This is a genomic window from Microbacterium sp. NPDC057659 (assembly GCF_042799915.1).
In the GTDB taxonomy this organism is placed as follows: domain Bacteria; phylum Actinomycetota; class Actinomycetes; order Actinomycetales; family Microbacteriaceae; genus Microbacterium.
Window position 1 is genome coordinate 28,642 of sequence record NZ_JBHVHU010000004.1, and the last position, 11,504, is coordinate 40,145.

The following is an 11,504-nucleotide window of genomic DNA, read 5'->3' on the forward strand; positions in this document are numbered from 1 at the left end:
GGAACCGGGTGAACTATGAGCCCAGTCGCCACCGCCGCGCCGCTCCTGGTCTTCTTCTCGAGCGTCTCGGGGAACACCGCCCGCTTCATCGACAAGCTGGGCCTCCCCGCCCGCCGCATCCCGCTGCACCGACAGGACGAACCGCTCGTCATCGACGAGCCGTTCGTCCTGGTCACCCCCACCTACGGGGGCGGGCAGGGGAGCGGCGAGGAGAAGGGCGCTGTCCCGAAGCAGGTCATCCGGTTCCTCAACGATGAGCGCAACCGCAGCCTGATCAGGGGAGTGATCTCCGCGGGCAACACGAATTTCGGCGAGTCGTTCTGTCTCGCAGGCGAAATCATCAGCCGTAAGTGCCGCGTGCCGCACTTGTACCGGTTCGAACTCTTCGGCACGCAGGACGACGTCGATCGCGTGAGCGACGGATTGGAACGATGGTGGACAGCACAGTGACCGAGACGGTGGCCTTCAAGACGAACCCGGCATACGAGGGGCTCGACTATCACGCCCTCAACGCCATGCTGAACCTGTACGACGCGAACGGGAAGATCCAGTTCGACGCCGACAAGCGCGCGGCGCGGGAGTACTTCCTGCAGCACGTGAACCAGAACACGGTGTTCTTCCACTCTCTCAAGGAGCGCCTGGACTACCTGGTCGAGAAGGAGTACTACGAGCCCTCGGTCATCGAGAAGTACTCGTTCGACTTCATCACGAAGCTCAACGAGTTCGCCTATGGCAAGAAGTTCCGCTTCGAGACCTTCCTCGGCGCGTTCAAGTACTACACCAGCTACACGCTTAAGACCTTCGACGGCAAGCGCTACCTCGAGCGCTTCGAGGACCGCGTCGTGATGACCGCCCTCGCACTCGCCGACGGCGACGAGAAGCTCGCGACCTCGCTGGTCGACGAGATCATCTCGGGTCGCTTCCAGCCCGCTACCCCGACCTTCCTCAACGCGGGCAAGGCGCAGCGCGGCGAGCTCGTCAGCTGCTTCCTGCTGCGCATCGAGGACAACATGGAGTCGATCGCGCGCGGCATCAACTCCGCCCTGCAGCTGTCCAAGCGCGGCGGCGGCGTGGCGCTGCTGCTCAGCAACATCCGCGAGTCGGGTGCGCCGATCAAGCAGATCGAGAACCAGTCCTCCGGCATCATCCCCGTGATGAAGCTGCTCGAAGACAGCTTCAGCTACGCCAACCAGCTGGGCGCGCGTCAGGGCGCCGGCGCGGTGTACCTCAACGCGCACCACCCCGACATCATGCGGTTCCTCGACACCAAGCGCGAGAACGCGGACGAGAAGATCCGCATCAAGACGCTGTCGCTGGGTGTCGTCGTGCCCGACATCACGTTCGAGCTGGCGAAGAACGGCGAGGACATGTACCTCTTCTCGCCGTACGACGTCGAGCGCGTCTACGGCGTGCCCTTCGGAGACATCTCGGTCACCGAGAAGTACCGCGAGATGGTCGACGACCCGCGCATCAAGAAGACCAAGATCAACGCGCGCGAGTTCTTCCAGACCCTCGCCGAGATCCAGTTCGAGTCGGGCTACCCGTACATCATGTTCGAGGACACGGTGAACAAGGCCAACCCGATCAAGGGCCGGATCAACATGTCCAACCTGTGCAGCGAGATCCTGCAGGTGAACACCCCGACCACCTACAACGAGGACCTTTCGTACGGCCAGATCGGCAAGGACATCTCCTGCAACCTGGGCTCGATGAACATCGCGCTGGCGATGGACGCCGACGACCTGGGCAAGACGGTCGAGACGGCCATCAGGGCGCTGACCGCGGTCAGCAACCAGAGCCACATCGGCTCGGTCCGCTCGATCGAGGACGGCAACGACCGCTCGCACGCCATCGGCCTCGGCCAGATGAACCTGCACGGCTACCTCGCCCGCGAGCACGTGTTCTACGGCTCGGAAGAGGGCCTGGACTTCACGAACATCTACTTCTACACGGTGCTGTTCCACGCGCTGCGGGCCTCGAACGAGCTCGCGATCGAGCGCGGCGTCGCCTTCGACGGCTTCGAGGACTCCACCTACGCGTCCGGCGAGTTCTTCGACAAGTACATCGACCAGGCCTGGGTGCCCGCCACCGAGAAGGTCAAGGAGCTCTTCGCCGGCAAGCACATCCCCACTCAGGAGGACTGGGCTGCGCTGAAGGACTCGATCCAGAAGCACGGCATCTACAACCAGAACCTGCAGGCCGTGCCGCCGACCGGCTCGATCTCCTACATCAACAACTCGACCTCGTCGATCCACCCGATCGCCTCGAAGATCGAGATCCGCAAGGAGGGCAAGCTCGGTCGCGTGTACTACCCGGCGCCGTTCATGTCGAACGACAACCTGGAGTACTACCAGGACGCGTACGAGATCGGCTACGAGAAGGTCATCGACACCTACGCCGCCGCCACCCAGCACGTCGACCAGGGCCTGTCGCTGACGCTGTTCTTCAAGGACACCGCCACCACTCGCGACATCAACAAGGCCCAGATCTACGCCTGGAAGAAGGGCATCAAGACGATCTACTACATCCGGCTGCGCCAGATGGCCCTCGAGGGCACCGACATGACCGAGTGCGTCTCGTGCATGCTGTGATCGTCCGGTCCGAGAAGAACAAGGAACAAGAATGACCCCCTCTCCGAAGCTTCAGCTGGTCAGTCACGTCGACGCGATCAACTGGAACCGCATCGAGGACGACAAGGACCTCGAGGTCTGGAACCGCCTCACCGGCAACTTCTGGCTGCCCGAGAAGGTGCCGCTGTCGAACGACGTGCAGTCGTGGAACACGCTGACGCCGGATGAGCAGCTGCTCACCATGCGGGTGTTCACCGGCCTCACGCTGCTCGACACGATCCAGGGCACGGTCGGCGCGGTGTCGCTGATCCCGGACGCGATCACGCCTCACGAGGAGGCGGTGTACACCAACATCGCGTTCATGGAGTCGGTGCACGCGAAGAGCTACTCCTCGATCTTCTCGACGCTCGCGTCGACCAAGGAGATCGACGAGGCGTTCCGCTGGTCGACCGAGAACCAGAATCTGCAGAAGAAGGCGCAGATCATCCTGGACTACTACCGCGGTGACGACCCGCTGAAGCGCAAGGTCGCCTCCACGCTGCTGGAGTCGTTCCTGTTCTACTCGGGCTTCTACCTGCCGATCTACTGGTCGTCGAAGGCGAAGCTGACGAACACGGCCGACCTCATCCGCCTGATCATCCGCGATGAGGCCGTGCACGGCTACTACATCGGCTACAAGTACCAGAAGGGCCTCGAGCAGGAGACCCAGGAGCGCCGCGACGAGCTGAAGGACTACACCTTCTCGCTGCTGTACGAGCTCTACGACAACGAGGTGCAGTACACGCAGGACCTCTACGACGGCGTCGGCCTGACCGAGGACGTCAAGAAGTTCCTGCACTACAACGCCAACAAGGCGCTGATGAACCTCGGCTACGAGGCGATGTTCCCGTCCACCGTGACGAACGTGAACCCGGCGATCCTCTCGGCCCTGTCGCCGAACGCCGACGAGAACCACGACTTCTTCAGCGGTTCGGGCTCCTCGTACGTCATCGGCAAGGCCGAGGCCACCGAGGACGACGACTGGGACTTCTGATCATCCCTGGTCAGAGCGCGATTCTCTGACAACGACAACGCCCCCGGCGTCTGCTCATCACGAGCGGATCGCCGGGGGCGTTTCATGTCTCTGCCCACACGCTGCCCACACTTCTACGACACGGCCGTCTTCCGCGCGCCGCTCATAGCGGCGGCCGCTCATCGAGAGCGGTTCACGGGGGCGTTTCAGTGTTCGATGCGGGAGTGCTCACCGAGGCGGTGCCACGTGCGGTTGTGGTAGACCAGCGCGTCACCGGACACCCCGGGGTCGACGTCACGCTCGATGTGCGACTGCAGCGCGTGCGCGGCGAACACGGTGGCCGTCCCGGTGTCCATGCGATTGACGACTGCGCAGCGCACCCAGGCGCGCACGTCGTGGTAGACCGGCTCTCCGGTGATCAGGCGTGACCAGCGGTGCGTCTCGGCGAAGCGGTCGATGCCGCTGCTCGCACCGAGCTTCGCCACATCGAGGTCGTGTGCGTCCAGGAGGTGCACGACGACGGTCTCCGCACGTGCGAGCACATCAGACGCCGACGACAGAGCCGAGATCGAGAAGATCAGCAGCGGGGGATCAGCGCTCACCGATGCGACCGACGTCGCCGTCAGCGCGACCGGCCCGTCGCCGGCGTCTGCCGTGATGACGGCGACACCGCCGGGGTGCCCCCGGAAGAGCGACTTGAGCTCGTCGGGGGAGAGCGAGGCGGAGAAGCCCTGCGTCCGCGTGTCGATCTGCGCGATGGCGCTCAACGGCCCAGCTCCTCGCGAACGATGTCGGCGCCCGCGCTGAGCGCGCTCAGCTTCGCGGATGCGATGCTCCGGGCGAACGGCGCCATGCCGCAGTTCGTGCTGGGGAGCAGCTTGTCCGCATCGACGAACTCGAGCGCCCTGCGGAGAGTGTCGGCGACCTCTTCCGGAGTCTCGATCGTCTCGCGCGCCACGTCGATGGCGCCGAGCATGACCTTCTTGCCGCGGAGGAGCTCGATGAGCTCCATCGGGACATGCGAGTTCTGACATTCGAGTGAGACGATGTCGATCCCCGACTGCTGCAGGAGCGGGAACGTCTCCTCGTACTGCCGCCACTGCGACCCGAGGGTCGCCTTCCAGTCGTTGTTCGCCTTGATCCCGTAGCCGTAGCAGATGTGCACGGCGGTCTCCGCGCGCAGTCCCTCCGTCGCCCGCTCCAGTGCCGCGATGCCCCAGTCCCGCACCTCGTCGAGGAAGACGTTGAACGCGGGCTCGTCGAACTGGATGATGTCGACGCCGGCCGCCTCGAGCTCCCTCGCCTCCTGGTTGAGGATCGTCGCGAACTCCCATGCCAGCTTCTCGCGGCTCTGGTAGTGGGCGTCGTAGAGGGTGTCGACCATCGTCATGGGGCCGGGAAGGGTCCACTTGATCGGGCGATCGGTTGTGGCGCGCAGCAGCTTCGCGTCATCGACGAACACGGGCCGTTCGCGTCGCACCGCGCCGACCACGGTCGGCACGCTCGCGTCATAGCGATCGCGGATGCGCACCGTCTCTCGCCGCTCGAAATCGACTCCGCTGAGGTGCTCGATGAACGTCGTGACGAAGTGCTGGCGGGTCTGCTCCCCGTCGCCGATGATGTCGATGCCGTTGCGGCTCTGCTCCTGGACGGCGAGACGCAGCGCATCCCGCTTGCCCTCGAGCAGTTCGTCCCCCTCGAGCCTCCACGGGGACCACAGGGTCTCCGGCTGCGCGAGCCACGACGGCTTCGGCAGGCTGCCGACGATCGAGGTGGGCAGGAGCGTCTGCATGCTCGAAGATCCTCCGCGGGTCATGCGACTCGAGCGGGGCGCTTGGCGGCCCAGTGGTCCAGCACGGTCCGGTGGGGCTTGATGAAGTGCTCCTCCGTGTACTTGCCCTGCGTGACCGCGAGCTGACTGCGCTCGACGCGGTCGTACGAGATCTGGGTCCGCGAGTAGTCCTGCGAGTCCAGGCTGGGCCGGTAGACCGATGCGGCGGCCGAGTTCGCGTTGTAGATCTCCGGACGATAGATCTTCTGGAACGTCTCCATGGTGCTGATCGTGCTGATGAGCTGCAGGTTCGTGTAGTCGCCCAGCAGGTCACCACGGAAGTAGAACGCCAGCGGCGCCACGCTCCCGCGCGGCATGAAGTACCGCGCCTGCAGGCCCATCTTCCCGAAGTACTCATCGGTCAGCGAGTAGGCGTCCTGCTCGTACTCGTCGCCGAGCACCGGGTGCTGGTTTCCGGTGCGCCGATAGGTCTTGCTCGTCGACACGCTGATGCAGACGACGGGCGACTGCGGGAAGCGCTTCTGGTAGGCGGCCGAGTCGAGGAAGTGCTGGAACAGCTTCCCGTGCAGGTCGCCGAAGTCCTCGGGGACGGCGGGGCCGGTCGGACCGACGCCGGCCGCCGGCAGCACCACGCTGAAGTCGAAGTCCCGCACGAAGGACGAGAAGTTGTTGCCCACGATCCCGTGCGTGCGGATGCCGGTGCGCCGGTCGACGACGTGGGTGTCGAGGACCTCGATGAGTGGGAACTGCCGGTCCGCGCCTTCCGCCGTGAAAGTCAGCTGCGCCGAGATGATCTCCAGTTCGACCTCGTAGCGGTCACCGTTCGGGTTGTCCCAGCGCGCGAGATCGTTGAACCGGTTGTTGATCATCGTGAGGGTGTTGCGGAGGTTCTGCTGACGGTGCTCACCGCGGGCCAGGTTGGCGAAGTTCGTGGTGATCCGGGAGTTCTCCGAGGGGCTGTAGTCCTCGTCGAAGCGGGTGGTGGTGATGCTGAAGGTGAAGTCGTCGTCCGCCATGGTGGCCAATCCTGAGGGTGGGGGCCGCGCTCGGCCTCTGGAAGCAGTCCCTCCATCGTGCGGGAGCCCGCGGGATATCGGGTAACTCGTATCGACTATGCATTCATATAGTGTCTTCCTATGGCTAACGCATCGAACGGTCTGACCCTGCAGCAGCTGCGGTACTTCATCGAGGTTGCGGCCGAGGGGTCGATCTCGGGTGCCGCTGACGTGCTCTACGTCGCCCAGCCGACCATGTCGGCGGCGATGAAGGATCTCGAGGCCCGAGTGAGCCGTCCCCTCCTCGTCCGCTCCGCCCGCGGTGTCACGCTCACCGATGACGGTGCGGAGTTCCTCGGATATGCACGACAGGTCATCGAGCAGGTGGAACTGCTCGAGCAGCGCTACCTCGGCCGACCACCATCACGGCGCCTGCTCGGGGTGTCTGCACAGCACTACTCCTTCGCGGTGGACGCCCTCGTCCGGATGGTCAAGGCCACGGAAGCGGCGGAGTACGAGTTCTCGCTGCGGGAGACCCGCACCTGGGACATCATCGAGGACGTCCGGACGCTCCGCAGCGAAATCGGCATCCTCTACCGGAACGACTTCAACCGCAGGGTGATCGACAAGCTGCTCCGGGACTCGGGGATGGCGTTCCATCCCCTCTTCCTCGCCAGCCCGCACATCTTCATCGCCCGGAACAACCCCCTGTCCGCTCACGCACGCGTCACTCTCGACGATCTCGCGGACCTGCCGCGGCTGACCTTCGATCAGGGGGCGAACAACTCGTTCTACTTCGCCGAGGAGATCCTCTCCACCCTGTCGAGCAAGCAGGAGATCCGCGTCGCCGACCGTGCGACGATCTTCAACCTCATGATCGGCGTCGGCGGCTACACGATCTCGACGGGCATCATCAGCGACGAGCTCGATCCTGAGATCGTCGCCATCCCTCTCGAGGTCGACGAGCGCATCGAGATCGGCTGGATCGGTCATGCGGCGATCCCGCTCACCGAGTTGGCACAGCGCTATCTCGATGAGGTGCGGGCCGTCGTCGCCGGTTTCGGCGTGGAGCTGCTCGGCTGAAGGCCACCGAGGACGACGAATGGACTTCTGACCCGGAGCGGTCTCACGGAGGGGCGGATGCTGCGCGCGCGGCATCCGCCCCTCCGTCGTCTCAGCGGGACACGCGCTCGAGCCAGCTGCTCAGCTCCGTCGCGAGAGCGACCGGCTGGTCGAGCTGGATGAGATGCCCGGCGCTCTCGATCAGCGCGAGCGAGGCGTGCGGAATCGCGGACCGCAGTCGGTGCGCCCGGTCCACGGGGATCCAGGTGTCGTCCGCGCCCCAGACGATGTGCACGGGCTCGGTGATCTCGCCGTAGCGCGGCTCGACCTCGTCGGTGAACCGCTCGTCGGCCTGGGCGATCTGCCGGTAGAACGCGGCCTGCCCGGCGTCGCCGAGCCAGGGGCTCACGAGCATCTCGAGGTCGTCGTCGCGCAGGCCGCGGTGACTCGCGCTGCGCACGTACGCCTCGATCGCGGCCCGATGGATGTCAGGCGGAAGCTGCGCGAAGACGTCGGCATTCTCCCTCACCAGAGTGAAGAGGGGCGATCCCCACGGCGACAGCGCGACGACGTCGATCAGGCACAGAGAGCGGAACGTCGCCCCGTGAAGCAACCGCGCCCGCAGGGCCACGGCGCCGCCGAAGTCATGGGCGACGATGTGTGGGCGCTCGAGCCCCCAATGCCGCAGCAGGTCGACGAAAAGCTCGGCCTGCACACCGAGATCGACCGCATCATCCGCTGACTTCGATGACCGTCCGTATCCGGGCATGTCCCAGAGATACACGGTGAATCGCCGCGCGAGCGCAGTGGCATATGGCCGCCACAGCGACGACGACCACGGCGTCCCGTGCAGGAGGACGAGCGGCGGGCCCTCACCCAGGCGCTCGCAGAAGACCTCGCGTCCCCGCCACGGGAACATGTCGTCCGCATCGCCGGTGCTCATACCCGCATCCTGGCAGCAGGGGCCGACATGGAGGTGAGGCAGGGCGGCGCCGGGCAGTCGGCGCCGCCCCGCCTCTCGTCAGCGGGCGATCGCGGCGAGGCTCGCGACCGTGGCGGACACGGCATCGGCGAGCTCCCGGCCCTTCACCGCGAAGTGGCGCGTGAAGTACTCACGGTGCTCCATGTGTTCGTGGAACTGATGCGGCGTGAGCACAGCGGAGAACACGGGCACGTCGGTGTCGAGCTGCACGCGCATGAGCGCGTCGACGACGGTCGCGGCGACGAAATCATGGCGGTAGATCCCGCCGTCGACGACGAGCGCGCTCGTCGCGATCGCGTCGTAGCGGCCGGTCCGGGCCAGGCGCTTCGCGTGCAGCGGGATCTCGAACGCGCCCGGCACGCGGTGCACGTCGACCTCGTCGATGCCGAGCTCGGTCAGGCGCTCGAGGAACGCGGAGACCGCCTGCTCGACGATCTCGGCGTGCCACTGCGCGGCGACGATGGCGATTCTGGGCATGGTGGACTGCTCCTTCTGTCCTCTCTCATCCGGACTGTGACCGTCGGCTCCGGAATCGCACCGGATCGGCGGTCCCCACCATGGGGACCGTTCGCGGGCTCGCGCGGACTGGCCGCGACACCGCCGGTGGGGAATCTCACCCCGCCCTGAGGACGGTTCGACGCTATCACCGGGATCGGCGCGGCCGCTCTCGACGGCAGATCGGGCAGCGGGCCTTTGTTACGTAACCTGATTTCCCGAGGTTACGCGGACGCTGGCCACGAAATACCTGCCCTCATACCGTGAAGGTCATCCCTTCACCGACCCGAGGAGCACGAGCGTGACCACCACCGTCGACAGCCTGGCCGTGCTGCTGGGACGAGCCGCCGACTCCGGCGAGCTGCCCGTGCGTGACGAGGTGCTCACGCACACCCGCGAGGCCTACGCCGCGCTCTACGAGTCCCCGCAGGTGCTGCCGACGACGACGCTGCACGCGCTCGCGGCGCTCGTCGCCCGTCATCAGGGCGGCGCCGAGCTGGCCGCGCATCACGCGGCCCTCGCCGACCCGGCAGTGCTCGAGCACGACCTTCCCTTCGATCCGAAGCTTCGCGCGATCATCGAGCACGTCGAGCTGGTCACGGTGTCGCCCGGGCTCGTCACCCGCGACGACCAGCTCGCACTGCAGATCGCGGGCGTGGCCGCCGACGAGATCGTGCTGATCAGCCAGGTAGTCGCCTACGAGAGCTATCTGCTCCGCGCGCTGCACGGCCTCGACCTGCTGGGCGGAGGGCGTCCGGCCCGCTACGACGGTCCTGTCCGCGAGACGGTCGCGCACGGCAGGACGCACACCGCAGAGACGCGTACCTACCTGGGCAGCGAGATCCCGCAGCACTTCACCCGCGAGGTGCTCGCCTGGGAGCCGTGGGTCCCAGCGATCGAAGTGGCCGACCTGACCGCGGAGCAGGCGGAGTCGTTCGCGGCCAAGGCCACCACCAACTCCGAGTACTTCCGCCTGCTCGCCCGGGTGCCGGCCGTGCTGAAGGCGCGCAGCGCCCTCGACAACGCAGTGTTCCTCGGTCAGGACGGACTGCCCCGCGGTGAGCGCGAGCTGGCGGCCGCGGTCACCAGCAAGGTGAACGGCTGCATCTACTGCGCCTCGGTGCATGCCCGCAAGGCGGAGTTCCAGACCAGGCGCACCGACGACATCGACCGTCTTCTCGCCGTGCGCCTCGAGCGGGACGCCGATGACGTGGCACTCGGCACCGACCCACTGGCCGACGGCCAGGACGAAAGGTGGGCCGCCATCATCCGCTTCGCCGCGCGCCTCTCCGAGCTGAGGCCCACGGCGACGCCGGACGACATCGCCGCACTGCGTGCGGTCGGGCTGGACTCGGACGAGATCTCGGATGTCGTGTTCTCGACGGCGTTCTTCGCGTGGGCGAACCGCTTGATGCTCAGCCTCGGCGAGCCCGCCGTGCCCGGCCGCCGCGCCGAGGCCTGACCCTTGTTTCCCGCTTTCTGCTCCATCCCGAAGGAATCCTGATGCCGAACGCACTCGCCTCCCGTCCCGCGCGGACGATCCAGCTCAGCCTGCTCGCAGGCGCGACCGCCGTGCTGCTCACCGGCTGCGGCACCGTCACCCCCGAGGCACCCGCGGCCGCCGAGGAGGACGCCGCGATCACGGTGACCGATGATCAGAACCGCACCGTCACCCTCGACGGGCCGGCGAAGAAGGCCGTCGTGCTGAACAGCTACGGCAACGAGTTCGTCCGCGCGATCGGCGCCGGCGACACCGTCGTCGGCGTGGACAGCGTCTCGCTCGAGCGACTGCCCTTCCTACCGGTCGAGAAGTCGGATGTGATCGCCCAGGGCCTCAACGAGCTCAACTACGAGGCGATCGCCGACCTCGACCCCGACGTCGTGATCCTGCCCCGCAACGCTCCGTGGGAGGAAGCGGCGACGCAGCTGAAGGCGTTCGACATCCCCGTCGTGGTCGCGACGGCGTGGGACTACGAGGTCTTCGACGACACGATCGACCTGCTCGGCGAGGTCTTCGGCGAGCAGAAGGGTGCCGCGAAGGTGAAGGCCTTCCATGACGAGATCACCGGCGTGCTCGACGAGCACCTCGAGGGCGTCGACACGAAGCCGGTCTACCTCGAGACCGTCGATCCGTATCTCACCGTTCTTCCGGGCTCGGGCTTCCACGCTCTCATCGAGGCGGCCAAGGGCGAGAACATCTTCTCGGATGCCGCCGGTGGCGACGCGCAGGAGGAGCTGACGGTGGAGCCCGCCGAGGTCGTCGTGCGCAACCCCGCGCTCGTCCTCCACGAATACGAGCCGGCCGCGACGCCCGTCGACCCGGCGAAGTTCGCCGCGACCCGCAAGGAGATCGCCTCCCGGCCGGGATGGAGCGGCATCGACGCGGTCGCCGACGACCAGGTCTACGTCGCCAGCGGCTACGCGACCAGCGCCCTGGCGAAGTCGATCGGAGCGCTCTACCTCGCGAGCTGGCTGCACCCGGAGGAGTTCGAGGATGTGGATCCCGACGACTACCTGGAGCGCTGGATCACCGACTTCCAGGACACCGACTTCGCCGGTGTCGACGCCTACATCAGCACACCCTCGGGGTCCTGAG

10 protein-coding genes, 1 pseudogene and 1 riboswitch are annotated in these 11,504 nt (G+C 66.3%); of the genes and pseudogenes, 6 read left to right on the forward strand and 5 right to left on the reverse strand.

Features of this window, described 5'->3' with window-relative positions; all coding sequences use genetic code 11:
• Window positions 1-15 precede the first annotated feature (15 nt).
• From nrdI to nrdF, 3 genes are read left to right on the forward strand one after another with little or no spacing between them, the layout of a single operon-like run.
• Entirely contained in the window at window positions 16-450 is a 435-nt protein-coding gene (gene nrdI / locus ACFVAE_RS16550; protein WP_378894510.1) for a class Ib ribonucleoside-diphosphate reductase assembly flavoprotein NrdI, read from the forward strand.
• Window positions 432-2,591 carry a class 1b ribonucleoside-diphosphate reductase subunit alpha gene (nrdE, locus tag ACFVAE_RS16555; RefSeq protein WP_378894513.1) on the forward strand — a complete coding sequence of 720 codons (2,160 nt, stop codon included), beginning with the start codon at window positions 432-434 and terminating at the stop codon, window positions 2,589-2,591. The genes nrdI and nrdE overlap by 19 nt, the downstream gene beginning before the upstream one ends.
• A gap of 31 nt (window positions 2,592-2,622) precedes the next feature.
• Window positions 2,623-3,603 carry a class 1b ribonucleoside-diphosphate reductase subunit beta gene (gene nrdF / locus ACFVAE_RS16560; protein ID WP_378859741.1) on the forward strand — a complete coding sequence of 327 codons (981 nt, stop codon included), beginning with the start codon at window positions 2,623-2,625 and terminating at the stop codon, window positions 3,601-3,603.
• Between the two features lie 185 nt (window positions 3,604-3,788).
• Here nrdF and ACFVAE_RS16565 read toward each other — a convergent pair whose 3' ends face one another.
• The 3 genes from ACFVAE_RS16565 to ACFVAE_RS16575 are packed head-to-tail and all read right to left on the reverse strand — an operon-like array spanning window position 3,789 to window position 6,390.
• Window positions 3,789-4,340 carry a flavin reductase family protein gene (locus ACFVAE_RS16565; protein WP_378895042.1) on the reverse strand — a complete coding sequence of 184 codons (552 nt, stop codon included), beginning with the start codon at window positions 4,338-4,340 and terminating at the stop codon, window positions 3,789-3,791.
• A gap of 5 nt (window positions 4,341-4,345) precedes the next feature.
• Window positions 4,346-5,374, reverse strand: coding sequence for a methionine synthase (locus ACFVAE_RS16570; RefSeq protein ID WP_378894516.1), 1,029 nt, complete (start codon window positions 5,372-5,374; stop codon window positions 4,346-4,348).
• A 20-nt stretch (window positions 5,375-5,394) separates the two neighbouring features.
• Window positions 5,395-6,390 carry a DUF1852 domain-containing protein gene (locus ACFVAE_RS16575; protein WP_378894518.1) on the reverse strand — a complete coding sequence of 332 codons (996 nt, stop codon included), beginning with the start codon at window positions 6,388-6,390 and terminating at the stop codon, window positions 5,395-5,397.
• Between the two features lie 120 nt (window positions 6,391-6,510).
• Between ACFVAE_RS16575 and ACFVAE_RS16580 the strand changes: the two genes are divergently transcribed.
• Window positions 6,511-7,452, forward strand: coding sequence for a LysR family transcriptional regulator (locus ACFVAE_RS16580; protein WP_378894521.1), 942 nt, complete (start codon window positions 6,511-6,513; stop codon window positions 7,450-7,452).
• A 91-nt stretch (window positions 7,453-7,543) separates the two neighbouring features.
• Here ACFVAE_RS16580 and ACFVAE_RS16585 read toward each other — a convergent pair whose 3' ends face one another.
• Window positions 7,544-8,374 (reverse strand): alpha/beta fold hydrolase, encoded by an 831-nt coding sequence (locus ACFVAE_RS16585; protein WP_378894523.1) that lies wholly within the window; start codon window positions 8,372-8,374, stop codon window positions 7,544-7,546.
• A 78-nt stretch (window positions 8,375-8,452) separates the two neighbouring features.
• Window positions 8,453-8,896, reverse strand: a pseudogene (locus ACFVAE_RS16590) (6,7-dimethyl-8-ribityllumazine synthase); the annotation flags it as partial.
• A 7-nt stretch (window positions 8,897-8,903) separates the two neighbouring features.
• Window positions 8,904-9,048, reverse strand: a riboswitch (FMN riboswitch).
• A gap of 161 nt (window positions 9,049-9,209) precedes the next feature.
• Here ACFVAE_RS16590 and ACFVAE_RS16595 point away from each other — a divergent pair.
• On the forward strand, window positions 9,210-10,370 hold the full coding sequence (locus ACFVAE_RS16595) for a peroxidase-related enzyme (RefSeq protein ID WP_378894525.1): 1,161 nt from the start codon (window positions 9,210-9,212) through the stop codon (window positions 10,368-10,370).
• Window positions 10,371-10,411: 41 nt separating this feature from the next.
• Window positions 10,412-11,503, forward strand: coding sequence for an ABC transporter substrate-binding protein (locus tag ACFVAE_RS16600; protein WP_378894528.1), 1,092 nt, complete (start codon window positions 10,412-10,414; stop codon window positions 11,501-11,503).
• Window position 11,504 lies beyond the last annotated feature (1 nt).